20 protein-coding genes are annotated in these 24,996 nt (G+C 49.0%); 14 read left to right on the top strand and 6 right to left on the bottom strand.

The annotated features are described in order from the left end of the window. The first annotated feature begins 328 nt into the window (after window positions 1–328). Window positions 329–3,580 carry a SusC/RagA family TonB-linked outer membrane protein gene (locus ICL55_RS17480; RefSeq protein WP_188099555.1) on the top strand — a complete coding sequence of 1,084 codons (3,252 nt, stop codon included), beginning with the start codon at window positions 329–331 and terminating at the stop codon, window positions 3,578–3,580. A 23-nt stretch (window positions 3,581–3,603) separates the two neighbouring features. Beyond that, window positions 3,604–5,304 (top strand): SusD/RagB family nutrient-binding outer membrane lipoprotein, encoded by a 1,701-nt coding sequence (locus ICL55_RS17475; protein WP_188099553.1) that lies wholly within the window; start codon window positions 3,604–3,606, stop codon window positions 5,302–5,304. 615 nt (window positions 5,305–5,919) lie between these two features. Here ICL55_RS17475 and mutS read toward each other — a convergent pair. Further along, a complete protein-coding gene (gene mutS / locus ICL55_RS17470) occupies window positions 5,920–8,529 on the bottom strand; it encodes a DNA mismatch repair protein MutS (protein WP_188099551.1) in 2,610 nt (869 codons plus the stop codon). Between the two features lie 46 nt (window positions 8,530–8,575). On the opposite strand from mutS, the gene ICL55_RS17465 reads away from it, so the two are divergent. The 9 genes from ICL55_RS17465 (at window position 8,576) to ICL55_RS17425 (ending at window position 15,524) form a co-directional block, all read left to right on the top strand. Then, on the top strand, window positions 8,576–9,118 hold the full coding sequence (locus ICL55_RS17465; RefSeq protein ID WP_188099549.1) for an RNA methyltransferase: 543 nt from the start codon (window positions 8,576–8,578) through the stop codon (window positions 9,116–9,118). A 51-nt stretch (window positions 9,119–9,169) separates the two neighbouring features. After that, on the top strand, window positions 9,170–10,033 hold the full coding sequence (locus ICL55_RS17460; RefSeq protein WP_188099547.1) for a UbiA-like polyprenyltransferase: 864 nt from the start codon (window positions 9,170–9,172) through the stop codon (window positions 10,031–10,033). A 121-nt stretch (window positions 10,034–10,154) separates the two neighbouring features. Beyond that, window positions 10,155–10,568, top strand: a complete 414-nt coding sequence (gene ruvX / locus ICL55_RS17455) for a Holliday junction resolvase RuvX (RefSeq protein WP_188099545.1) — start codon at window positions 10,155–10,157, stop codon at window positions 10,566–10,568. A 138-nt stretch (window positions 10,569–10,706) separates the two neighbouring features. Then, a complete protein-coding gene (gene def / locus ICL55_RS17450) occupies window positions 10,707–11,285 on the top strand; it encodes a peptide deformylase (protein WP_188099543.1) in 579 nt (192 codons plus the stop codon). A 68-nt stretch (window positions 11,286–11,353) separates the two neighbouring features. Beyond that, complete coding sequence (locus ICL55_RS17445) at window positions 11,354–11,905, top strand: RNA polymerase sigma factor (protein ID WP_169228712.1); 552 nt, start codon at window positions 11,354–11,356, stop codon at window positions 11,903–11,905. A 6-nt stretch (window positions 11,906–11,911) separates the two neighbouring features. Beyond that, window positions 11,912–12,787 carry an anti-sigma factor domain-containing protein gene (locus tag ICL55_RS17440; RefSeq protein ID WP_188099541.1) on the top strand — a complete coding sequence of 292 codons (876 nt, stop codon included), beginning with the start codon at window positions 11,912–11,914 and terminating at the stop codon, window positions 12,785–12,787. A gap of 203 nt (window positions 12,788–12,990) precedes the next feature. After that, window positions 12,991–13,539: an RNA polymerase sigma factor gene (locus ICL55_RS17435; RefSeq protein WP_188099539.1), complete on the top strand. Its 549-nt coding sequence runs from the start codon at window positions 12,991–12,993 to the stop codon at window positions 13,537–13,539. Between the two features lie 9 nt (window positions 13,540–13,548). Next, window positions 13,549–14,421 (top strand): anti-sigma factor domain-containing protein, encoded by an 873-nt coding sequence (locus ICL55_RS17430; RefSeq protein ID WP_188099537.1) that lies wholly within the window; start codon window positions 13,549–13,551, stop codon window positions 14,419–14,421. A gap of 152 nt (window positions 14,422–14,573) precedes the next feature. After that, window positions 14,574–15,524, top strand: coding sequence for a hypothetical protein (locus ICL55_RS17425; protein ID WP_188099535.1), 951 nt, complete (start codon window positions 14,574–14,576; stop codon window positions 15,522–15,524). On the opposite strand, the gene ICL55_RS17420 is transcribed toward ICL55_RS17425, so the two are convergent. Both ICL55_RS17420 and ICL55_RS17415 read right to left on the bottom strand, forming a co-directional pair. Then, complete coding sequence (locus ICL55_RS17420; protein WP_188099533.1) at window positions 15,525–17,189, bottom strand: T9SS type B sorting domain-containing protein; 1,665 nt, start codon at window positions 17,187–17,189, stop codon at window positions 15,525–15,527. It abuts the gene before it with no gap. 114 nt (window positions 17,190–17,303) lie between these two features. Then, window positions 17,304–18,398 (bottom strand): RluA family pseudouridine synthase, encoded by a 1,095-nt coding sequence (locus ICL55_RS17415; protein WP_188099531.1) that lies wholly within the window; start codon window positions 18,396–18,398, stop codon window positions 17,304–17,306. A gap of 323 nt (window positions 18,399–18,721) precedes the next feature. On the opposite strand from ICL55_RS17415, the gene lipB reads away from it, so the two are divergent. Continuing rightward, window positions 18,722–19,420, top strand: a complete 699-nt coding sequence (lipB, locus tag ICL55_RS17410; RefSeq protein WP_188099529.1) for a lipoyl(octanoyl) transferase LipB — start codon at window positions 18,722–18,724, stop codon at window positions 19,418–19,420. 73 nt (window positions 19,421–19,493) lie between these two features. Here lipB and ICL55_RS17405 read toward each other — a convergent pair whose 3' ends face one another. The 3 genes from ICL55_RS17405 to ICL55_RS17395 all read right to left on the bottom strand — a co-directional run bounded on the left by ICL55_RS17405 (window position 19,494) and on the right by ICL55_RS17395 (window position 22,776). Then, complete coding sequence (locus ICL55_RS17405) at window positions 19,494–20,216, bottom strand: hypothetical protein (protein WP_188099527.1); 723 nt, start codon at window positions 20,214–20,216, stop codon at window positions 19,494–19,496. A gap of 67 nt (window positions 20,217–20,283) precedes the next feature. Next, entirely contained in the window at window positions 20,284–21,192 is a 909-nt protein-coding gene (locus ICL55_RS17400) for a 1-aminocyclopropane-1-carboxylate deaminase/D-cysteine desulfhydrase (RefSeq protein WP_188099525.1), read from the bottom strand. A 243-nt stretch (window positions 21,193–21,435) separates the two neighbouring features. Beyond that, the gene (locus ICL55_RS17395) at window positions 21,436–22,776 is read right to left on the bottom strand and encodes an alpha-L-fucosidase (protein WP_188099523.1); all 1,341 of its coding nucleotides are present in this window, start codon (window positions 22,774–22,776) and stop codon (window positions 21,436–21,438) included. A 131-nt stretch (window positions 22,777–22,907) separates the two neighbouring features. Between ICL55_RS17395 and ICL55_RS17390 the strand changes: the two genes are divergently transcribed. Next, entirely contained in the window at window positions 22,908–23,810 is a 903-nt protein-coding gene (locus ICL55_RS17390; protein ID WP_188099521.1) for a nucleotidyltransferase family protein, read from the top strand. Next, window positions 23,801–24,892, top strand: coding sequence for a phosphotransferase enzyme family protein (locus ICL55_RS17385; protein ID WP_188099519.1), 1,092 nt, complete (start codon window positions 23,801–23,803; stop codon window positions 24,890–24,892). The genes ICL55_RS17390 and ICL55_RS17385 overlap by 10 nt, the downstream gene beginning before the upstream one ends. Window positions 24,893–24,996: the final 104 nt, after the last annotated feature.

Here is a 24,996-nt window from a genome sequence, read left to right as displayed (position 1 = left end):
TTAAATCTTTTTTGCACTTCTCATAATTATCCCTAAGTTTGAAACCAATATTTCTGTTGAGAAAACTTGTTGTGAAATGAAAAATGAGGATGCACGGGAGAACAGGTTTTTTTTTGAAACGAATTGCTAAAACGTTTTACCACTGTAGCAATACGGGGAACAGTGAACAATGAAATAGCCAATGGAGTAATTCCATGTAATTACGGAAACGGAAACTATGTTTTGCCTGCCTACTGTACTGCCTTCTGCAGTCATTTGCTGGTGACGGGTTTGCCATGCGTTATCATGTGACTGATCACTTTGTTATAATTTAAACCAAAAGGAAGCTATGCGAAGATCATTTCTTCTCACCACGTTGCTTTTCTTATGCTGTTGCATGGCTGCATGGGCGCAGGATAAGAAAGCTGTTACGGGAACCGTAAAAGATGAAAAAGGAACGCCTTTGCCGGGAGTTACGGTAAAGGAGAAAGGGACTGCCAACGGTGCCATGTCGGGCGCTGATGGTACCTTTAAAGTACAGGTGGGCCCTAACGCTACCCTGGTACTCTCTTACATCGGTTTTATCAATCAGGAAGTGCCGGTAAACGGACAATCCTCCCTGACCGTTGTTCTGAAAGAAGACAACAAAAATCTGAACGAAGTTGTGGTTACCGCCATGGGCCTGAAACGTGAACAACGTAAACTCGGCTATGCGGTAACAGAATTGAAAGGTGCGGACGTTGCCAAAACCAACTCTATCAACCCCGTGTCTGCATTGCAGGGTAAAGTAGCCGGCCTGGATATCTCCGCTGCTGCGGGTGGCCCTGCTGCTGCTCCCCGTATCGTGCTGCGTGGTGCTAAATCATTAAATGGTAAAGACCAGCCTATCTTCATTGTGGATGGTGTGATCTTCGAAAACGATGAAAGTGCCGCTGACGTGAACTTCGGTAACGTACTGAAAAACCTCAACCCGGACGATTATGAGTCTGTAACCGTGCTGAAAGGCGCTGCTGCAACAGCTCTCTACGGTTCCCGCGCTATCAACGGCGCCATCCTCATTACCACCAAAAAAGGGAATGCGAGAAAAGGAATAGGCGTTACCGTTAGCCAGACTGCACAAATCGAAAAAGTATATCGTGGCGCCATCGACCTGCAAAATGGCTACGGTCAGGGTGTTGACGGCTCTTACGACAACACTGCCGGTGGTTATAGCTTCGGTCCTAAAATGGACGGCAGAATGGTACAACTGGCCAATGGCACAAGCGTTCCATTCACGCCTAAACCAAACAACGCTAAAGATCTTTACCAGACCGGTAAATATTTTAATACCAACGTGGCCATGGAAGGTGGTAACGACAAAGGAACTTTCCGCCTGTCTTACTCCCACCTGGACAATAACAGCGTTTCTCCGAACAACAGCTTCGGCAGAAATACCTTCGCATTCCGTGGTTCCTCCCAGATATCTAAAGTACTGAGCGCAGATGCAGGCGTAACTTACGCTACCTCTAAAACATTGAACCCCGACCGTCAGGGTGGTGACTACACCAGCTACAACGTAGGTCGTAAATGGGTGTATGTGTTCCCCCGTAACTACGATCCGTCCATCTGGAGCAAACCGGAAAATTATCTCGGACCTAATGGTGGCCGCGCTAACCTGAGCACCAGCCCGGGCGCCGACTATTTCTATCAGCAGGCTTACAACAGCTGGACCCGTAAAGAGTCCCTGGTTACCGGTAACTTCTCCCTCACGGCAGTAGCTACCGACTGGCTGAAATTCGTTGGTAAAGCCAACTTCAGCAGCGAGCAGTCTACCGACGAACGTAAGGAAGTGGGCACCTCTGCCTTCTTTAAAGGTTCCGACGGCTTCTACTCTGTTGCCGGCGTCAACAAATCCCAGTACACCTTCACCGGTATGGCGATCATCACCCCTAAACTGGGCAAAAAATTCGATGGTAACCTGAACCTGGGCGCTGAAACATGGAACAGCGGTATCGGTAAACAATACAACAACTACACCGATGGTGGTCTGCGTATTCCTTTCCTGTATGATATCACCAACAGCGTGAACGCACCGATCGTGAAAAATGATCCGCTGCTCCGCAAACGTATCAACTCCGTGTTCTTCGCAGCCAGCCTGGCTTACAATAATGAACTGTTCCTGGACGTGACCGGCCGTAACGACTGGTCGTCTGCCCTGACTTATCCTGCTGGCAGCAAAGGAAGCACTACTAACTCTTACTTCTATCCTTCTGTAAGTGCTGCGTGGGAATTCACCCAGACACTGAAAGAAGAAATGCCTTCCTGGATCAGCTACGGTAAACTGCGCGCCTCCTACGCGATGGTGGGCGGTGACCTCGATCCATATCAGATCAACACCGGTTATTATACTACTGGCCTGTTCCAGGGTGCTTCCTCCGGCAAAAACCTGCCGCTGGTAAACATCTTCAACTCAGACATTCTGCCGAACATGAACCTGAAACCTTCCATCTCTAAAAGCTGGGAGCTGGGTGCTAACGTTCGCTTCTTCAACAACCGTCTGGGCTTTGACTTCGCCTGGTACCGCACCAACATCACCAACCAGATCATCAATCTGCCTACGCCGATTGAATCCGGTGTTACCTCCCGTTATATCAATGCTGGTAGCATGATCAACAGAGGTATCGAGCTGTCCATCAACGGTACACCTATCCAGAACAAAAACTTTACCTGGGACGTCACGCTGAATGGTAGCCGCAACAAAAACAAAATCATGAGCCTCACTCCGGGCGTAGATCAGCTGCAACTGAACGAAGACCAGGGTGTGAAAGCCATCGCTTCTGTAGGTGGTAGCTACGGTAACCTGGTAACAGACTACGGTTATACCCGCGATGCCAACGGTAAACCGATCATTACCCTCGGTGGTAGCGATTTCCCTTACAAATTTGTACGCGGCAATGCTGTTGTAGGTAACATCATGCCTGACTTCAACCTGGGTTTACAGAACAACTTCACTTACAAAAACTGGAGCCTCGGCGTATTGATCCAGGCACGTATCGGTGGTGACTTCTTCTCTGCTTCCCACCAATATGGTACCGGCCGTGGTACTACCGCCAACACTATGCAGGGTCGTGACACCGAACACGGTGGTATCACCTTCACAGATGCTTCCGGCGTAAAACGCAACGACGGTATGATCCCGGACGCGGTGTTCCAGAAAGGAACGACTATCTCCAAAGATGGTCAGAATGTGGTGCTGGATGGTATGACTTACCAACAGGCATATGAAAAAGGTTATGTAACTCCGCTGACGCCATTCCAATATTATGGTATGATTGGCGACTGGGGTATCGGTATCCGCGAAGCTTCTGTATTCGACGCTTCTTACGTGGCACTGCGTGAAGTATCCCTGGGTTACTCCCTGCCTACCGAAATGGTACAACGCTGGAGACTGAACAGCCTGCGCGTGTCCCTGGTGGGCCGCAACCTGGGTTACCTGTTCAACAACCTGCCGGACCACATCAACCCGGAAGCGGTACGTAACAACAAAACTTCTGCCTTCTCTGAGTATGGCGCGGTTCCATTTGTTCGTAACATGGGCCTGACTGTACAGGTAGGATTCTAATAACCGTTTAACAACTGACCAACATGAAAAATGTAAATAAATGGGGATTGGGCGTAGCAGTAGCAGGTATGATGCTGAGCGCCTGTACCAAAAACTTTGAAGATCTCAACACTAATCCGCAGGTAAGCCAGGACGTTCCTCCGGAAATGTTGATCACCCAGTCTGAAAAAGGTATCGTAGACCGTGATTTTGACTGGTTCTATGATGCATACACCTATCAGATGAAGTGGATGCAGTTTGGTGTGGCAGCTCCGGGAGCTTCTCCCACCGGCCTTTTCAGCCCAACCAATACCAACGATTTCTACAACGCCTTCTATAAAAACATCGGTCGTAACCTCGTGGAAATGGAAGCGGTAGTGGCAAAAAAACCGGAAGCAGAACGCGGACAGTATGGCAATGTGCTGGCCATCGCTAAAATCCTGAAGGTGTACAGCGCCTGGAGAGCTTCCGATGCCAACGGCAGCATTCCTTACACCAATGCGTTCCAGTCACGCTCCGATGCTAACTATACCCCTACTTACGATACGCAGGAGAAAATGTTCCCTATCTGGGATAGTGAACTGAAAGCGGCGGTTGCCACCCTGCAGAGCGGCCTTTCCGGGCAAGCTTCTCCCGGCAACGCTGAAATCTTCTATTCCGGCGACATCAACAAATGGGCGAAAGCGGGTAACGTACTCCGTATCAAACTGGCCATGCGCCAGCTGAAAAGAACACCGGATAAAGCTACCGCTATCATTACAGACGCGATGGCCGTTAAAAACGGTCTGTTCGAAAGTAATGCTGATGAGTGGAAGTTCATCTCCGCAGATCAGAGCTTTGCCCGTGCCGGTAACTGGGCTATGGACAACAACCCGCTGTCTGCCAGCAAAAACATGCTGGACTACATGTACAACAACAGCGATCCCCGTCTGGGCATCTTCTATGAGAAAAACAGCTATACCAAAGAGCTGGTGGACAGTCTCGTAAAAGGTGGTGTTTTCCCTTCCATGCAGTATAACGAACGTCGTTATTTCGGTCTGCCTGCCAGCCCTGACAGAAGAAACGTGAAAGCGGATACTGTGATCTTTAACGTGAAACGTTATACGATGACCTTCAACGGCAAGGAAGTCACTCGTACCCTGGATACTATTTCAGCCGTACAACGTCGCCTGTTTGACCTGGACGCTGAAAACGGTAACAATAACGGTGCCCGCTATACGCAGCCAATCCTGAGCTATGCAGAACAATGCTTCATGCTGGCGGAACTGGCGGTAAGAGGTATCATCTCCGGTACTGCCGCTACTTATTATAACAACGGTGTGGAAGCTTCCATCAAAGCATACGATGACATGGGCCGCGAAGCGAAAATCCGCGACTATGCTCCGCTGGACGCCGCTGCGATCACCAAGTACATGGCGAACGATGCGGTAGCCTTCACCGGCGCCAACGACGTTCTCCTGGAGAAAATCAACATTCAGAACTTCCTGAACCTGTTCAAATCCCCCTGGGAAGCATGGGGCGCCTGGAAAAGAACAGGTATCCCGAAAGAAGGTGGTATCCTGGCATTTGAACCCATGCAGGTGGCTGGCCAAACTGTCGTGATCCCTCGTCGCTGGGCACTGCCTCAGCCTACCATCGCTAACCAGGTGAACTGGCGCAATGCGATCACCGAAATGGGACAAACCGGAGAGTACGGCAATGCCGACAACGATTTCACCGGACGTGTATGGTGGGATAAAAAATAGGATGATAGCAAGTACAGCTATTTAACAAAGTTTGCTGATAAAATAAAAGGCGGCTGTTCCGAAGAAGGGGCAGCCGCCTTTTTATTCCCGCTCCTAAAGGAACTTAGGTTATGATCCCAAATGTATACGTTGGATTTCAATCTTATCGGTGTACATGCCGGAATGTCTTTCCTGTAGTAATAATTCTACAGTATAGCAGTATTATGACTATCACTTTGAAGAACTACTACAAATAGGCCTACAATTAAGCAGTAATTTTGGGTATTGGTGAAGATTTAACCAACCATATCAGCGTCAGTGAATAATATCTTTGTTGGGCTATTGTAATTGTACGTCATCGATGTTGAATCCTTTTTCCGGACAGCATCCGGGCAATAACTTTTTATTTCCTTTTAACACGATCCATCATACCATATTCATAAAATCTGCATGACGGATAATGAAACTCGCTATATGGTTACCATCCGGTAAAAGACCGGCATGCGTAACGTTAACCCTAATTTTGGCAAGCATAGGACCAGATATAGCAGCACCGGGGTGGTAGCCGGCTGCTGCTACTATCACGCTTATCAGATATAAAAGCGGCAGGCTGTGTCCACAGTTCCGCCCTATCTTTTAATTAATCATCTCCTTGATCTCGCTTAGTTTCAGTAGTGCCTCCACAGGAGTAAGCCTGTTGATGTCTACAGTGCCCAGTTTCTCTCTGATCTGCTGGAAGGTATCACTGTGGGCGTCAAAAATGTTGAGTTGCAGTTTCTGTGTAGGCGTCGCAATATTTTTGATGTTTTTCTGTAAGGAAGTATCGATGTGTTTTTCTTCCAGATTGGCCAGCACTTCGTTGGCCCGGTTGATCAGTTCCGGGGGCATACCGGCCATGCGGGCCACATGTATACCAAAGCTGTGACGGCTGCCTCCCGGCGCCAGTTTACGCAGGAAGATGATCTTATTACCTGATTCCATATTGGTGATATGGAAGTTTTTCACCCGCGTATGTTTGTTCTCCAGCTCATTCAGTTCATGATAGTGTGTGGCAAACAATGTTTTAGGACGATGGTCTGTCATATCATGCAGGTATTCCACAATGCTCCAGGCGATGGAGATACCATCATAGGTGCTGGTGCCACGGCCAATTTCATCCAGTATCACCAGGCTGCGGGGCGTGATGGTATTGATGATGCTGGCGGTTTCATTCATCTCTACCATGAAGGTGGATTCACCACCACTCAGGTTATCGGAAGCGCCTACACGCGTAAATATTTTGTCGGTCAGCCCAATCTCTGCGCTGGTGGCGGGTACAAAGCTGCCCATGTGCGCCATCAGGGTGATCAGGGCTGTTTGCCGCAGCAGGGCGGATTTACCGCTCATATTGGGACCGGTCAGGATGATGATCTGCTGATCGTCTTTATTGAGCTGGATATCGTTGGCTACATAACTTTCGCCTGCCGGCAGGCCCCTTTCGATCACCGGGTGACGACCCTCGCGGATATCGAGTTGATAACCGTCTGTGATCTCCGGCCGGCGGTATTTGTATTGCAGGGCGTTGTGGGCAAAGCACAGCAGGCAGTCGAGCTGCGCAAAGACCTGTGCATCCTGCTGCACCGGTTCTATGAAGGGCTGAAGGGCTGCCAGCAGTTCGTCGAACAGCCGCGTTTCCAGCGCCAGTATTTTATCTTCGGCGCCCACGATCTTCTCTTCGTATTCTTTCAGTTCCGGTGTGATATACCGTTCGGCGTTGGCCAGCGTTTGTTTCCGGATCCAGGTGTCGGGCACTTTGTTCTTATGGGTGTTGGTTACTTCCAGGTAGTAGCCGAAAACATTGTTGAAGGCTATTTTCAGGGAAGGGATGCCGGTAGCTTCCGACTCTTTCTGCTGTATCTGCAGTAGATAGTCTTTGCCTTTGGTAGCGATGTTACGCAGTTCATCCAGCTCTGCGTTCACGCCATCGCGGATAACGCCGCCTTTGTTCACCAGTACCGGCGGGTTCTCCATCACTTCGTTCAGAATCCTGTTGAGAATAGGCGCGCAGATGTCCAGTTTTTCGTTGAGGCGTAACAGATGGTCGTTCTCACTTTTGAACAACAGGTGCTGTACGGCCTGTACCTGTTCGAGGGAACGGGCCAGCTGCATCACTTCCCGCGGGTTGATTTTACGCAGCGGAATTTTGGATACCAGCCTTTCCAGGTCACCGGTCTGTTTCAGGTGATGTACCAGCTTTTGGGCCAGCTCCGTTTCTTTGATGAAATAGGTGACGGTGTCCAGTCGCTGATTGATATGGGCAATGTCACGCAGGGGAAATACGAGCCAGCGTTTGAGCAGGCGGGCGCCCATAGGGGTGGCAGTATTGTCCAGCACTTTGAGGAGGGTATGACCGTTTTCCACGCTGCTGTGCAACAGTTCCAGGTTACGCACGGTGAAACGGTCCATCCACAGGAAGTCTTCCTGGCTGATGCGTTGCATGCGGGTGATATGTTGCAGATGCGGATGTTCGGTGTCCTTCAGGTAGTGCATGGTGGCGCCGGCCGCTATGATGGCGGCATTCATGCCTTCTACGCCAAAACCTTTGAGGGAGTGGGTTTCAAAGTGTTTCAGCAGAATGTCTTCCGCATACTGCGTGGTAAAAATCCACTCATCGAGGTTGTAAGTATAAAAACGGCCGCCAAAGGTGGCTTTAAAGTGTTTCTGTTGCTGGCGGGCAAACACTACTTCAGCAGGACGGAAGCTCTGCAGGAGCTTGTCCACATATTCAATGCTGCCTTCGGCGATGATGAATTCACCGGTGGATATATCGAGGAAGGAGACTCCGGTCACGTCTTTGTCGAAGTGAACGGCTGCCAGGAAGTTGTTGCTGGCGTTCTCCAGGAGTTTGTCATTGACGGCCACGCCGGGCGTCACCATTTCGGTCACCCCGCGCTTTACGATACCTTTTACTGTTTTAGGGTCTTCCAGCTGATCGCAGACGGCTACACGATGTCCGGCCTTTACCAGCTTGTGCAGGTAGGTGTCCAGCGAGTGATGGGGAAAACCTGCCAGGTCAACGTAAGAAGCAGATCCATTGGCTCTTTTGGTTAACACAATGCCCAGTACCCGGGAGGCGATCACAGCGTCTTCATTGAAGGTCTCGTAAAAGTCGCCCACGCGGAATAAAAGTACTGCATCCGGATATTTGTCTTTGATAGCCTTATGCTGTAGCATCAGTGGCGTTTCTTCTGATTTCGTTTTTGCCATGGCGCAAATATATAAAACTCATCCGATCCGGTTATCTTTGCAGATCATGAGAAAACTAAGCATGGATGAACTGGGCCGTAAAACGGTGGACGAGTTCAAGGCAGCAGATAAAACGCCGTTGGTACTGGTACTGGACAATGTACGGAGTATGCATAATGTGGGGTCCGTGTTCCGTACCGCAGATGCTTTCCTGTTACAGGGCATTGTGTTGTGTGGCTATACGCCGGTGCCTCCTCATCGTGATATTAACAAAACGGCCCTCGGCGCTACCGAAACGGTGGATTGGCAATATTTCCCTACTACCCTGGAAGCTGTACAGGCGTTGAAAAATGCCGGATACCGGATTATTACGATTGAACAGGCCGCCGGCAGCGTGATGCTCGATGCTTTCACCCCTCCAGCAGACCAGCCCGTGGCGCTCGTGTTCGGCAATGAAGTGAGCGGCGTGGACGCGGAAGTGATGAAAACCGCCGATGGCTGTATAGAAATACCCCAGTCCGGCATGAAACACTCCCTGAATATTTCTGTCAGCACCGGTATTGTAGTTTGGGATATCTTTGTAAAACTGAAGGCCGTCGCAGGCCGCTGATACAGTATCGATAAGGTTATATTTAAGAGCTGTTAGCTCAACTGTTTACATATGATTACTACTATTAACAAGTATCTGTCGCTGGTAAAGTTCAGTCATACCATCTTTGCCATGCCGTTTGCACTGACAGGTTATTTTATGGCCACTACGAAGGGTGGGGGCAGTTTCAGCTGGGTTACCTTCGGGCTGGTGGTGTTGTGTATGGTATTTGCCCGCAGCGCCGCCATGGCGTTCAATCGCTGGCTGGACATGGACATTGACAAGCTGAATCCGCGAACGGCCAAAAGGGAGATCCCCGCAGGCATCATTTCCCCGCAGAACGCCATGTTCTTCATCCTGATCAATGTGATGTTGTTTATACTCACGACCTGGTTTATTAACCGTATTTGTTTTTTCCTGTCGCCCATCGCGTTGATGGTGGTGCTGGGATATAGCTATACCAAACGTTTTACGGCCCTGTGTCATATGGTGCTGGGCGTAGGCCTGTCATTGGCGCCGATAGGAGCGTACCTGGCCGTGACCGGCGAGTTTGCCCTGTTGCCGGTGCTGGTTTCCGTGCTGGTGCTGTGCTGGGTGTCCGGCTTCGATATTATTTATTCCCTGCAGGACGAAGATTTTGACAAATCGCAGCAGCTGAATTCCATCCCGGCATGGCTGGGCCTCTCCGGCGCGTTGCGTTTCTCGGAGCTGCTGCATGTGATAGCGGCCGCACTGGTCATCACCATCGGTATATATGGGCACTATCATTGGCTGTTCTGGATAGGCGCTGCTGTATTCATTTCCATGCTGATATCCCAGCACTTGCTGGTGAAACCCAATGACCTGAGCAAGGTCAATGTGATGTTTATGACGACCAACGGCATTGCCAGCGTGCTGTTTGCCGTTTTTGTCATTGCAGACATGCTGCTATTTTGATATTTAGTTATTTGATTATTTTGAAATTGACTGTGCATAAGTCTTTCAGGAACTAAATAACCTATATTCAAAACAGCTCTCTAAATATCCAAATATCCAAATATCAAAATTTCTAAATGATATGGCTCGTGTAATGGCGATCGATTATGGAAAAAAAAGGACCGGACTGGCGGTGACAGATCCGCTGCAGCTGATTGCGAGCGGGCTTACGACCATCCCTACCCATGAATTGATCCCTTATCTGAAAAAATATTTCGCAGCGGAAGAAGTGGAGGCGATCATCATCGGAGAACCTAAAAACCTGGATGGCAATGCTACACATGCCACCCCGCTGGTGGAAGAATGTGTCCGTATTCTCCGGAAAAACTTTCCGCAGGTGCCGGTAAAAAAGGTAGATGAACGCTTTACTTCCAAAATGGCCTTCCAGAGTATGATCGACAGTGGGCTGAAAAAAAAGGACCGTCAGAATAAAGGCCTGGTGGATGAAATCAGCGCAACGATCATTTTACAGGAGTACCTGCAAAATAAAATGTAGGTATTTAATCATTTAAATATTTTTTATTTTAATATTTAGGCATTTAGCAGCGTAGCTCCTATGAAATAACCAAATATCGAAATATCAAAATAACCAAATGTCGTACCTTTGCAGATCAATTAAAACCAGCACAACATCATGATATTGCCAATTGTTGCATATGGGCATCCGGTACTGAGAAAAGTAGCAGAAGATATTACGCCCGATTATCCCCAGTTGAAGGAACTTATTGCCAATATGTGGGAAACAATGTACGGCTCCAACGGAGTAGGCATTGCCGCCCCTCAGGTAAACAAATCCATCCGTCTGTTTGTAGTAGACAGCAAACAGATCATCGATAACCTGGAAGACGATGAGAAAAACGATTATCCGGGAGATGAAGGAGTGAAGGACGTGTTTATCAATGCACACATCGTGGAAACCGGTGGCAAGGAATGGGCTTATAACGAAGGATGCCTGAGCATTCCTAAAGTACGGGAAGACGTATACCGCGACGAGACGGTGACGCTTTCCTATGTGAACGAAAATTTCGAACCGCAGCAGAAAACCTTCACCGGCGTTACTGCCCGTGTCATTCTGCATGAATATGACCACATCGACGGCAAGCTGTTCATCGATCATCTCAAACCGCTGAAACGCAGGATGTTGAAAAGCAAACTCGATGATATCACCAAAGGAAAGATAAGGGTAGACTACAAAATGACCTTCCCGAAATAGGAAATAATTTTGTAATGTAAAGAAAACCCGTTATTTTGGTATTATAAAGACAACCATCCGTATCCATTTTGGGAACTACCTTATCATATACTGAAATAGAGCTCGTTCAGGGACTGCAAGCCAGGGATGAAAAATTATTCAGTTATTTGTATGACCACTACTCCCCCGCGTTGTATGGGGTAGCACTCAAAATAGTTACGGATGATGCTTCCGCGGGAGATGTGCTCCAGGAAGTATTCATCAAGATCTGGAAGAATATAGACCGATACGATCCCTCCAAAGGCCGCCTGTTTACCTGGATGCTCAACATTGCCAGGAATACCGCTATCGACAGTTTAAGGTCAAAAGCTCACAAACTTGACCAAAAAGTACAGGATGTAACCAGCGCTAATCTGATGTATGAGCCACAACTGGCCGTACACCTGTCCGTAGATCATCTTGGATTAACAAAGGTGATCGAAGGCCTTCCCAAAGATCAGCGTATTATTATTGATCTGGCTTATTTCAAAGGCTGCACACAGGAAGAAATCGCAAAAACCCTGGATATACCGTTGGGGACAGTGAAGACCAGAATGCGCAATGCGATTATGCAGTTGAGAATCCTATTAAAACAATTATAACGCACAGTGGATGTACAACGTTACATATCGTCCGGTATCCTGGAGAGTTATGTGTTTGGACTGCTACCCGATGCAGAACAAAACGAAGTAGAAACAGTCGTCGCACAATACCCTCAGGTGAAAGCTGCTGTTCAGGAGTTACAACTGGACAGGGAGCGGTTTGTACAGTTGTATGCCATGGCGCCGCCGGCAGGCATCAAAGACCGGCTGCTGGATATCATCCGTGAGGAAGAAACACCGGCAGGCAACGTCCTGTTACCGGAAGAACTACGTGCCCCCTCGGCCGCTCCTGCCCGGGCAACACCCGTGAAACGCATCAACGGACATAAGCCTTCCACAGAAAAAATCTGGAAATACATAGCAGCGGCTATTATCGCATTGTTTCTCGGCAGTGTGATACTTAACTTCTTTTTCTTTAGTCGCTCTACAGATTATAAAAGCCGCTACCAGTCGCTGGTAGCCGCCAAAGAAAAACTGGACGCTCAAAAGGAAAGCCAGTCGCTCACTGCACATACGGAATTGCAGAAAGAGCTGGATATGCTCAAAGACCCCGCTTTTAAATGGATCAAGCTGGAAGGTTTTGGCGCTAATGCCGGACAGATCGTAACGGTATGCTGGAACCCCGTTTCCCACGCTGTTTTCCTGATGGCACAGGCTTTACCGATGCCACCCGCTGGTAAACAATATCAATTGTGGGCTATCCGTAATAAGAAACTCGTGGATGCTGGTGTGTTCCATGGCGGAGCGCAGATGGCACAAAAAATCCAGTCCATGAAACCGGCCGAAGCCGCAGAAGGCTTTGCCATCACACTCGAAAATGAAGGCGGCAGCGCACTGCCCACCATGGACCAGCTGCAGCTATCAGCCAAAGTACAGAAATAGTAAGTGGTAACTACGGGTTGTAATTGATTAATCCGTAAATTGCCAAGAATACCTCGGAAAACCATTAGTTTACACGCTCGGCACAGTTTACACAGATTAGCAAGGTAGTCTATATTGATTTTTCAGTTGCGAACGGCGCTACCTATGATGTCATGGAATGAATTCAACCAAATACACCGATCAACCAAACCTGGCGGTCTGTCTTGGATTATCATGTAACATACACAGAAGCAGAACTGGTACAGGGCCTTCATGCCCGTGACCAGAAAGTATTCAGTTTCCTCTATGATCACTATTCGCCTGCTCTCTATGGCGTGGTCGTAAAGGTGCTGAATGATCATGCCCAGGCAGTAGATGTACTGCAGGACGTGTTCCTGAAGATATGGCGCTATGCGGACCAGTACAATGAGGACAAAGGACGCCTGTTTACCTGGATGCTGAATATCGCCCGCAATACGGCGATCGATGTGCTACGCTCCAAAGCTTATAAACTGGAACAGAAAATCCAAAATATTACGGACGACGTACATCTAAACGGTGGCCCGTTAACCGTGTACCAGTCCATCGATCATCTCGGTTTTTCCAAAGTCCTGGACAAACTGACCAAAGAACAACGTACCCTTATCGATCTGGCTTATTACAAAGGCTGTACCCAGGAAGAAATCTCCCGGGCACTCGATATTCCTTTAGGTACGGTGAAAACCAGACTACGTAATGCCATCATCCAGCTAAGGAACATTTTGAACAAATAAACAACTTGCGTGGACGCCCAATTCATCATATCGTCCGGACTGATAGAATTGTATACTGCCGGCCTGACTTCCGAAAAGGAAAGCCAGGAGCTGGAGGCTGCCATGCATCAATATCCCGAAGTGGCCGCAGCAGTGGCTACCTGTCAACGCAACCTCGAAGAATATGTGAAGCTCCAGTCCGTATCCCCACCGGAAAGCATTAAAATTCGCCTGTTAGACCTCATTCATACATATCCCCTCACATCGGATACAGCTATAACCAATGCTGATATACCACAACTCACTAAAACATCGCCCATGGAACAAACCAACGTCCTGTCCGTTCCGGAAACAAAAGGAGTTTCCTGGAAGTGGATCGCTGCAGCAGCCGCCGTACTGCTCATTGGCAGCGTCATTCTCAACTTTTTTTACTTCAACAGATGGAAGGAATTCCGCGAGTACAAAGACAAATACCAGTCACTACTCCTATCCCAAAACTCCATCATCTCCAAAACCAACGAGTACAAAACCAGACTGGAAAAACTCACTGAGTCCATGGAAATCATGGAAAACCCGAAAGTCATGAAAGTGGCCATGCCTGGTACTGCAGCCTTCCCGACTGCCGTAGCAACGGTGTTCTGGAACCAGGACGACAAACAGGTATACCTGAAAGTCAACAACCTGCCGGAACCAGCCGCAGACAAGCAATACCAACTGTGGGCTATCGTAGATGGCAAACCAGTGGATATGGGCGTGTTTGAAATGGGCGATACCGCCAGCCTGCTGCAAAAAATGAAGATCACCGGCAAAGCACAAATGTTTGCCGTAACCCTGGAAAAGAAAGGTGGCGCCGTTTCTCCAACCATGGAGCAGATGTACGTAGCCGGAAAAATCCCGGGCTGATAACATCAACCGCCGGCAGCCCCCGCTGCCGGCCCGTTTACACCACTGACCACAGCGGAGATAACAGGGCCATCGGCAACCCTGTTGTCTCCGCTGCTTTTTTAACGAATTCCTAACACCCGAAAGCTTACAGCTTTTCCCTAAATTGCAGCATGTCACATTTTTGGAAAAGTATAGCCGCAACCGTTGTTGTGTGCTGCCTGCAACTTACACACCTGGCCGCGCAGGACACTGCCCGGTACAAGGGAATGACCGTTAACCTCGATGAAGTGATCGTGGAAGCTAAGCGTATAGGCTTCGACGTTAATAGTTTTATTAAGAGGGTGGAAGAAGACACCACCTTCTACCGTGCCTTCAAAAACCTGCATATCGTTGGGTTTCAGGCAGACAATGACATCCGCATCCTCGATAAAAAAGGACAGATACAGGCCTCCCTCAAAAGCAAAACCGCACAGCATGTAAAAGGCCGCTGCCGCAACATGGAAGTGCTCGATCAACAAGTCACCGGCGACTTCTACACCCGCAAAGGCAATTACAACTACTATACGGCAGAACTATACGGCAACCTCTTCTTTACCCAGGGAACGGTATGTGTAGACGGCAACGGTGAAACACCTGAAAATACCGGCGGCGCCATGGCCCGTCATAAAGCCCAGCTCAAACAACTCATCTTTAACCCCGGTAAACCCGTGAAAGGCGTGCCCATCGTGGGACCCAAAGTAGCCATCTTCGACCGGGACGTGATGCGGTTTTACGATTTCTCCATCAGCGCGGAAAACTATGTGGACGGCACCCCCTGTTACGTGTTTACCGCCAAAGCCAAGCCAGACCTTAGCCGCATAGATCGTGGCGACGTGGTGATCGATGAGCTCATCACCTGGTTCAACAAGGAGAACTTTGAAATCGTAGGCCGTAAATACGCCCTGTCCTATAAAACAATGCTGTTTGATTTTAATGTGAAGATGAATGTGCAGATGACCAAACAGTTTGGCCTGCTGATACCCGCACTGGTGACCTACAACGGTACCTGGGACGTGGCATTCAAAAAGCGGGAAACAGCCACTTTTGTAGCTAAATTCTATGATTTTAAGGCGGCGGAATAACTAATATAATATCGTCACGGTACCGGTCTTATGCACCGGAATGCGGGTGTACACTTCGCGATAATCCACAATCCACACGTAGGTGCCCAGATCTGCCTGCAGGCCTTTTACACGGCCAGTCCAGCCTATCTGCGGATCGTTGGTATAGAACACCCGTTCCCCCCAACGATTGTAGATACTAAGGGTATATTGTTCTATCGGGCACCGGTATCGTGGCCGGAAGTAGTCGTTGCGCCCGTCGCCATTAGGTGTAAACGCATTGGGGAAATGTACGGCGCACTCACAATCGTGATATTCCACTCTTACAGAATCCACACTCTTGCCACAGGCATTCCAGGCCAGCAGCGAATAGATGCCCGGCTGCCGCACAATGTATTGCGGTACGCTGGTGCTGTCCTGCCATTTGAATGGCGCGCCGCCCGCGCCCACCACCGGGATCTGGTATACTTCATTGCGGCACAACAGCGTGTCCGGCCCCAGACGCACCCGCAGCGTATCATTGAAAGACACATGGATGGTATCTGAAGATTCACATCGTCCTATTTGCGCGTGCACAAAGTAGTTGCCCGGTTTGGTGACATAATAGGTGGCCTGGTCGGAGCCGTCCTGCCAGCGGTATAAACCGTTGCCAAAATCGGCTGTCAGCACCAGGAAATTGCCTTTGCAGATAGTAGTATCGTTGCCCAGATTGAGTTTGCGTAGCCGGTTGAAGTTGACAAAAATCGTGTCTACCACGTTACAGATATGATTGATCTCCACCAACGCCCAGATATTCGCTTCATAGTTAACGCTGATAGACGGTGTCGTAGCGCCATTGCTCCATTTCCAGGCGGTGGCTTCCGGAACGGAAGGCGCCAGCGTAATGGACTCGCCCGGGCACAGCAGGGTGTCGGGCCCGAGGCTGAAAGGGTAGGGCGGACCGGTAAACGTGATGGTGATCTCGTCGTCTATCTCTGCACATCCTTTCGGAAATATACGCACCTTGTAGGTGCCGGTGGTCCGTACATCCTGTACAGGCGTGGTGTTGCCGGTGTTCCAGAGATAGGTGCAGTTCTGTGCGGTGGCATCAAGCTGGAGCTGTTCGCCGGAGCACAATATCAGGTCCGGGCCAAGGTCTACCTTGGGTATCGGCGTATAAAATACGTTGACGGAATCGGGTATCAGACAGCCATTGATTTTCACTTTATAGGTAGCGGAGGTATCTACCAGAATAGTGGGGGCCGTGGAGCTGTCCTGCCACAGGTAGGTGGCGCCGGGTATGACAGGGGCGCTGAGCGTCATGGTGCCGCCCTGACAGAGGGTGACATCCTGTGGCCCTAAGTCATAGATGACCGGTGTAACAATGGTGATAGGCTGTGTGGTGATGTCCTGTACCCCGTTACGCCAGGCCACCAATGTAACGGTGTAGGTGCCTGTTTGCTGGTACACGTGAAAAGCGCCTTTTATCTTATTGGAAGTGTCTTTGGCTGCGGTGGGAGGATCGCCAAAATACCATTTTACAGAGTCGATGCCTGCCGGCTGTTTGATTACAAAAAACACACTATCCTGCACGCAGGTAGACGATGCCGTGAAAGCGGTAACAGCTTTGGCTTTTAGGGCAACCGGCAGCAGGGCCAGTAGCAGAAATAAGGTGCGAAAGGGACGACGTATTTGGCGGCTTCTCATGTTGTTGACATGGTAATGGCCGCTAAGATAATCGAAATATGTAAATTAATAATAATAATTTGCCATGAAATAAAAAGCCTCCGGAGAGAGTTGTCTGCGGAGGCTTTTACTATTTTAATCTTCCCATTTTTGTTGTTTTCCTTCTTCTTCCTGTAAGGGTCGGGCGGTAGTATACCGGCGCCATTTCTCCAGCACCTGTGTAAAGTCCGATGGTAGCGGGCTTTCAAAGTACATCTGCTGACGGGTACGAGGGTGGATAAAGCCCAGCTGCTGTGCATGAAGCGCATGCCGGGGTATGATCTCGAAGCAGTTTTCCACAAACTGTTTGTATTTGGCGAAAATGGTGCCTTTCAGGATGCGGTTGCCGCCGTAGGTGTCGTCATTAAAGAGGGAGTGCCCGATATGTTGCATGTGCACACGTATCTGGTGGGTGCGACCTGTTTCCAGGCGGCATTCTACCATGGTAACATAGTTATAGCGTTCGAGCACGCGGTAGTGGGTAATGGCTTCTTTGCCGTATTCGCCGTCGGGATAGGCGTCCATGATTTTGCGCAGCCGCTGGTGACGGCCCACGTGAGCCACCACTGTTCCTTCATCTTCCTCAAAATCACCCCATACAAGGGCTATATAACGACGGTGAACGGTATGGTCGAAAAACTGTTTGGCCAGATCGGTCATGGCTTTTTCAGATTTCGCCACTACCAGCAGACCGGAAGTATTTTTATCAATGCGGTGCACCAGCCCGAAACGCGGGATTTCAGGAGTGGTAGCCTGTGTTTTGTCGCCCAGGTACCAGGAAAGACCGTTGACCAGCGTACCGGTATAGTTGCCGCAACCGGGGTGTACCACCATACCGGCAGGCTTATCGATGATCAGTACGTCATCATCTTCATAAACAATATTGAGTGGTAACTCTTCCGGTATTACCTCGGTGCTTTCCGGATTTTTATTGGAGAATACGATGATCCTGTCCAGCGGCCTGATCTTGTAGTTGGCTTTAACGGGCTTGTCGTTTACCAATACCATCTCCGTGTCCAGTGCATTCTGGACCTTGTTGCGGGTAATGCCTTCAATACGGGCGGTCAGGAACTTGTCGATACGAATCGGTTCCTGGCCTTTATCCACCACCATGTTGATCTTCTCATACAGTTCCTCACTGCCCTCCCCGTTTTCCAGCTCGTCTTCCAGTTCCAGCAATTCTTCAGCCATTACAGTAAATTTTGGCAAAGGTAAAATAAAATACCCGTAGCCGTGAGGGTATGCCGCAGGGCTTGTCTGGTAAACCGGCCGGGAGGCGCATTTCAGGCCGGACATTACAGAAAAATGACATCTGGGGCGGGGCCGGGACGCCCGACGATATGAAACCGGGCAGGAGCCACTGATGACAGGTATAATTGGCAGCAACTGACGCATTACCCCGCCTTGATGCGCCTTAGCGCTTTGTTTTATATCTTTGCATCTCGGGATTTTTCTCTTTAAAGACCCGGACTGGTTAGTCCGGAAAAAAGCATAGGAGTGTAGCACTTTTCAGTATGGAAAAGCAGGAGATCATCGTCAGAGACCTTGGCAAAATAGATTATCAGGAAGCCTGGGATTACCAGGAACAGCTATTGAAGGAGAATGTACAACGGAAGGCCCAAACGCCGGACCAGTGGCCTAAACCCACTACTAATTATCTTCTTTTCTGTGAACATCCGCCGGTATATACCCTTGGCAAAAGCGGGCATATGGAAAACCTGCTGTTGAGCCAGGAAGAGCTGGACCAACAGGGGATCGGCTTCGTGCCTACCAACCGCGGTGGTGATATCACTTTCCATGGCCCTGGCCAGATAGTAGGATATCCCATCATCGACCTCGAAAATTTCTTCACCGATATCGGGAAATACCTGCGTTACCTCGAAGAGGTGGTCATCCGCACCCTGGCGGAATACGGCGTTACCGGCGACCGGTCTCCGGGAGAAACCGGCGTATGGCTGGACCCGCAGGACAAAACTAAAGCCCGTAAGATCTGCGCCATGGGCGTGCGCTGCAGCCGCTGGGTAACCATGCACGGCTTTGCCCTCAACGTGAATACCTCCATGAACTACTTCGACAATATCATTGCATGTGGCATCGCGGATAAAAAAGTGGCTTCACTGGACAAGGAACTGGGTCGTCAGGTGCCGGAGGATGAAGTGAAAGCCAGGCTGAAAAAGCATTTTGCGGAAGTGTTTGGCGCTGCGCTCATTTAATCATTTAGTCATTTGGTTATTTTGATATTTTATTAATATAATATCAAAATAACCAAATGACTAAATAAGCAATTTACATGCGGTAGTTCAGTGGAATGAAGAAGTTCCATTTCTCTTTCAGATGGCCGTCTTCAAACAGTTCGAAATTGAACCAGCCGGCATGCATGAAGATGGCTTTTTCCAGAATGAGGGAAGGGCCTTTTACCTGCTCAATCTCAAACAGGAAAGTACCGTTGGGCTCAAAAAATTTGACAGAATACTTTTTCTGTGGAGCGTCATTCAGTTTGATGTTGACGTTGCCATCAGCGGTGGTGTAGATATAGTTAGATGGGTGCCATACCACCTTAGGTTCTTTATTCTCTTCAGCGGGTTTGTTCGGGTTGCGGGTTGCATCCTTAATATCCGCGTATTGCAGTTTCATATCTGCTCTGATGGTACTGTCGGGCAGTGCCAGCAGGGTTTTACTGTAGATAAACCGTCCGTTGTTGAACAGGATAAAGAGACGGTAATAGTTATTGCCGGGCAACGGTTTGTTGTCCAGATACACATTTCGTGTTTGCGTAGGATAGCTGGCGTAGCCAATGGTATTAAAGTTCAGCACGCTGTCCAGTGAACGCTGAATGCCGATCTCTTTTACCTCCATAAATCCGGATATCCAGTCCAGCTGAATTTTACCGGTTTTAATAGTGGCCGAAAAATCAGGTAATACCGGGGGCAGCATTTCCTGACCCTTACCTGCGAGTGCTATCGATAAAAAAAATCCTATGGCGAATGTTAAACGCACGACCTGCTTCATACAAAAAATCCGTAAGCTCTTATAAGTTGGCAAAAATACACTACCGTTCAAATATAATGAACAGTTTTTACAGGGAGAGAACGCCCGAAGGCAGGGAAAGATTGCCCTGTAGCCCGCCGGTATGTATTAATAATACTTTGCTATTGTCGGCAAAGTAGCGCTGATGGATTAATTCGCGGAAAGCCTTCACTAATTTTCCGGTGTAAATGATATCCGTCGGAATACCGGTTTCTGCAAAAAAAGTATTGATAAAATCTATAAGTTCCGGTTTTACTTTAGCGTAACCACCGCCATGAAAATCATGTAACAATTGCCAGTGGCTGGTTTGACCGGTATGTAACAGGGTTTTGATATCGGCTTCAAGATAACCGGCGCCTTTCAGGACCGGAATACCGACAACAGTCTGCATGGCCGTGGCGCTGTTGATGAGGCCGGCCAGCGTGGTACCTGTCCCCACAGCGCAAAGAATATGGGTAAAATGCTCCGTGGGAAAAAGGGAGAGGATGTCTTCGCAACCACGGGCGCCGGCGGCATTGTGCCCGCCCTCCGGAATAATGTACGTATCCGGGCGGTTTTCAAAAGATGGACGGCTGTCGCGGTAAGATTCCCGGCTGATAAACTCCAGCTGTATACCCTGATGCAGTGCGGTTTGCAACGTATGGCTCAATACGGAAGGCCGCTCGCCACGGATGATACCGGTGCAGCGCAACCCGGCCTCGCGGCAGGCCGCGGCAGTGGCGGCAATATGATTGGAATACGCGCCACCGAAGGTAAGAATGTGCTGTTTGCCCTCGCGCCGCGCCGCTTCCAGATTGTATTTAAGCTTGAACCATTTATTACCTGAGATCTCCGTGTCCAGCTTGTCGAGCCGCAGCATAGCTGCCTCCAGCTGCTTTGGCAGCCAGGAAGGGCGAAGGGCGTCTAATGTGATCTTCCCGGTCCCAGGGCTAAAGCCCTGGGTTACGATGTTTTTCAAGTTAATTAACCGTTGGGTTTTGTGAACAAAACGTGGGTACCCATCTTGGGTCGTCCATTGCTCCAGCATAATGGATGAAGCCCCGGGCTACCTTGTCTTTCAGATTTTGTAAAGATACTGTTATGATATCAATCTACTGTTCAGCAGTAGAGGGCTTTATGCCACCAGCTATCAACACAGCCTTAGAAGTAGCCTGAAACACATCGTAGCTCAGGGCTTCAGCCCTGGGGACAAAAATGTTGGTTATTCGTTGGTCAGAAATCCGCCTTTGCCGCGGTACAGCTTAACCGGTTTATCCAGTTTTACTTTCAGCACCGTTACATATTTGTCCTGCACGTTTTCCGGCACATCGATGTACACGAGGCCTGGTACAGGGCTCCAGGAGATTTTACCGACTACTTTATGATTCAGTTTGGTACCGTTGCCTACAACGCTGATCTCTTCGATCTTGTTGCTCAGGCCTTTGATCACTACCTGTCCGCTGGTTTTGCCAGGCAGGAAGAGATAGAGTGTGCCGGAATCTTTAGAGAGGGTGGTAGGACCGTAAAAGTGTCCCAGTGGCAGTCCGGCGATGGTATTAAAAACAGCTTCGCCGTTCTTTTTATTCCAGGCGCCCAGTTCTTTCAGGATGTTCACTTCTTCTGCAGGGATGGTGCCATCTGCTTTAGGGCCGATGTCGAGGAGGAGGTTACCGCCGTTGGCTACTGCATCTACGAAGATGGTGATGATTTCGAAAGGTGTTTTCCAGTTGGTGTCTTGTGGTTGCCATCCCCAGTTGTTGTTGATGGTCATGCACAGTTCCCACCAGTGGTAGTGAGGGCGTGTAACGGGGAAATTTTGTTCCGGTGTGTCATAATCGCCATAGCCCTGTAAACGCCCGTTGATAATGGTGTTGGGGTTATGGGTGGTGAGCATTTTACGCATTTTGTCTGCTTCCCATTCTTCGGCGGAGTGTTCCCAGTCGCCATCAAACCACCAGAGGTCGGGGTTGAATTTGGTCATCACTTCTTCCATCTGGCCTTCGTAGAATTTCAGGAAACGCTGCCAGCGTGCGGGTTGTGTCTTGATATCATAGCGGTTGCTGTCTTTCAGGAACTGCGGATAATCGGGATAACTCCAATCGATCAACGAAAAATAGGCACCACATTTGATACTGTCGCGCCGCAAAGCGGTGTAGAGTGGTGTCAGTACGTCCCGTTTGGCAGGGGTGCTGTTGACAACGTCGAGTTTACTGTATTTGCTGTCCCACAAAGCCACGCCATCGTGGTGTTTGGTGGTGACTACCGCGTAGCGGGCGCCGGATTCTTTGATCAGGTCGGCCCATTCCTGCGGGTTGTAATTACTGGCAGTGAAGCCTTTGAGCTGCTGCATGTAATCGGGGTGGGAGATTTTTTTGTTGTGGAATGACCAGGATTCATCAATTCCTTTTACCGAATAAATGCCCCAGTGGATGAAGATGCCCAGTTTGGCGTCGGCAAACCACTGCATTTTGCCTTTGATGTCGTCCGGATTGGTTTTCTGTTGCGCATGAGCAGTCATAGAAAGCTGCATGGCACAGGCTCCCAGCACAAGTAGTCTTTTCATCGTTCCAATTAAATTAATCATTAAAATATGTGTTGTCCACAAAAAGAAAGCGTGAAAATAGGTTTAATGATTATATTTAGCGCCGATATTTTCAGGTAAAACATTGAAAATTATAAAATAATATCAGAAAAATGCAACCGACTTTATTGATTTTAGCGGCCGGTATGGCCAGTCGATATGGCAGTTTGAAGCAAATCCAGGCTTTCGGGCCCAGTGGAGAGACTATCATTGACTACTCTATTTACGATGCTATCCGTGCCGGCTTTGGCAAGATCGTATTTATTATCCGGGAAAACTTTGCCACAGAGTTTAAAGAGATCTTTGAACCTAAGCTCAAAGGCCGTGTAGCAACGGATTATGTGTACCAGAACATGGATTCTTTCACCGGTGGTTATCAGATCCCGGGCGACCGTACCAAGCCATGGGGTACTGCACATGCTATTCTGTGTGCGAAAAATGCTATCCAGGAGCCATTTGCCGTGATCAATGCGGACGATTTTTACGGAGCGGATGCTTTCGTGAAAATGGCTGATTTCCTGAAGGGCGAAGCCAAAGCAGATATCTACAGCGTAGTAGGGTATGAACTGGGCAAAACAGTAAGTGAGCACGGTTCCGTGTCCCGCGGTGTTTGCGCAGTAGACGGCGCCGGTTTCCTGTCAGCGATCAATGAAAGAACAAAAATTTATACTGACAATGGCCAGATCGTTTATGAAGAAGCCGATGGCAGCAAACACCCGCTGGGTGCTGAAACGCCGGTTTCCATGAACTTCTGGGGTTTCCATCCGAGCGTATTTGACATCAGCCAGTCGCTGTTCAACGAGTTCCTGGAGAAAAACGGCACCAATCCTAAATCGGAGTTCTTTATTCCGATCGTGGCTGACGAATTTATCCGTCGTGACCTGGGTAAGGTAAAAGTGTTACCTACCACAGCGAAATGGTTTGGGGTTACTTACAAGGAAGATGCACCCGGTGTTCAGGCCAGTCTGTCAGAATTGGTTAAAAACGGAGCATATCCCGACAATTTATGGAAATAACACCCAACAAATTAATCCTTCAGGCTTTCGGACTGGAGCCTGAAGGATTAAACGTCCGAAGATTCGGATCCGGACACATCAACAACACTTTTCTGCTCGAAAAGAAGGAGGACGGCAGCAAATATGTTTTACAGAAAATCAATGTAAACGTATTTAAGGAACCCGGGATAATAGCCGCTAATCAGAGAATGGCAGCCGATTATCTCGCTACACATCATCCGGCGTATCTGTTCATTACGCCCATACCCACGGTCAACGGGGAAGAGCTCTTTGTAATGGACAACGAATACTGGCGAATGATTCCGTTTATTGCCGGTTCTGTGACGGTGGATCAGGCAGATAACCCAAAGCAGGCATATGAAGCCGCCAAGCAGTTTGGCCGCCTTGCCAATTACCTTTCGGGCATCGACCTGAAGCCGTTTAAAGCTTCAATTCCGAACTTTCACAATCTCACCCTCCGGTATGCCGCTTTTCAGGAAGCGATCCGCAATACCAGGGAAGACAGAAAGGCAGCAGCAGAAGAACTGATTGATGAATTCCTCCGCTACTCCGATATCGCAGTCACCTACGAACAGCTGAAAACAAATCCCGAATTCAGGGACCATCTGATGCACCATGATACCAAAATCAACAATGTGCTGCTCAACAAAGACACATATGAAGGTATCTGCGTCTGCGACCTGGATACACTGATGCCGGGAAAAATCATCTCAGACCTCGGAGACATGGTACGCACCTATGTCTGCCCCGTTTCCGAAGAAGAGCCTGATGTCAGCCAGATCGTTGTCCGCGATGAATACTTTGAAGCCCTCATGCAGGGATATCTCGAAGAAATCGGCGGCGCTCTCACCAAAGTGGAAAAAGAACAGCTCTTCTTTGCAGGAAAGTTCATGATCTACATGCAGGGTATCCGGTTCCTCACTGATTATCTCAACGGTGATGTGTATTACCCGATTAAGTACGCCCGGCACAACTTTGATCGCGCACACAATCAGCTCGTACTGCTGAAGCGCCTCATAGAAAAACAAGACACATTGCAGGCCATCATCAACAAATGCCTCCATGTAAGTGAACAGGTTTAGACTAGTGAACAATTAAATGAAATCATTCAAAGTCCCGGTGCTTTTCCGCACCGGGATTTTTTTTGCCACCTTCTACGCTTCCCCCTGCTTTCCGGGATCAGTTG

Source organism: Chitinophaga varians (genome assembly GCF_014529945.1).
GTDB classification, from domain to species: domain Bacteria; phylum Bacteroidota; class Bacteroidia; order Chitinophagales; family Chitinophagaceae; genus Chitinophaga; species Chitinophaga varians.
This window is presented reverse-complemented; position numbering and strand designations above follow the sequence as displayed.

What these genes read in the sequence shown, in the direction of transcription:
- ICL55_RS17415 (WP_188099531.1), bottom strand. Translation starts at nt 18,398, where the DNA reads ATGGCTGAAGAATTGCTGGAACTGGAAGACGAGCTGGAAAACGGGGAG.
- ICL55_RS17465 (WP_188099549.1), top strand. Translation starts at nt 8,576, where the DNA reads ATGAGAAAACTAAGCATGGATGAACTGGGCCGTAAAACGGTGGACGAG.
- ICL55_RS17405 (WP_188099527.1), bottom strand. Translation starts at nt 20,216, where the DNA reads ATGAAGCAGGTCGTGCGTTTAACATTCGCCATAGGATTTTTTTTATCG.
- ICL55_RS17480 (WP_188099555.1), top strand. Translation starts at nt 329, where the DNA reads ATGCGAAGATCATTTCTTCTCACCACGTTGCTTTTCTTATGCTGTTGC.
- ruvX (WP_188099545.1), top strand. Translation starts at nt 10,155, where the DNA reads ATGGCTCGTGTAATGGCGATCGATTATGGAAAAAAAAGGACCGGACTG.
- ICL55_RS17395 (WP_188099523.1), bottom strand. Translation starts at nt 22,776, where the DNA reads ATGAAAAGACTACTTGTGCTGGGAGCCTGTGCCATGCAGCTTTCTATG.
- ICL55_RS17390 (WP_188099521.1), top strand. Translation starts at nt 22,908, where the DNA reads ATGCAACCGACTTTATTGATTTTAGCGGCCGGTATGGCCAGTCGATAT.
- ICL55_RS17420 (WP_188099533.1), bottom strand. Translation starts at nt 17,189, where the DNA reads ATGAGAAGCCGCCAAATACGTCGTCCCTTTCGCACCTTATTTCTGCTA.
- lipB (WP_188099529.1), top strand. Translation starts at nt 18,722, where the DNA reads ATGGAAAAGCAGGAGATCATCGTCAGAGACCTTGGCAAAATAGATTAT.
- ICL55_RS17425 (WP_188099535.1), top strand. Translation starts at nt 14,574, where the DNA reads ATGTCACATTTTTGGAAAAGTATAGCCGCAACCGTTGTTGTGTGCTGC.
- ICL55_RS17460 (WP_188099547.1), top strand. Translation starts at nt 9,170, where the DNA reads ATGATTACTACTATTAACAAGTATCTGTCGCTGGTAAAGTTCAGTCAT.
- ICL55_RS17385 (WP_188099519.1), top strand. Translation starts at nt 23,801, where the DNA reads ATGGAAATAACACCCAACAAATTAATCCTTCAGGCTTTCGGACTGGAG.
- mutS (WP_188099551.1), bottom strand. Translation starts at nt 8,529, where the DNA reads ATGGCAAAAACGAAATCAGAAGAAACGCCACTGATGCTACAGCATAAG.
- ICL55_RS17475 (WP_188099553.1), top strand. Translation starts at nt 3,604, where the DNA reads ATGAAAAATGTAAATAAATGGGGATTGGGCGTAGCAGTAGCAGGTATG.
- def (WP_188099543.1), top strand. Translation starts at nt 10,707, where the DNA reads ATGATATTGCCAATTGTTGCATATGGGCATCCGGTACTGAGAAAAGTA.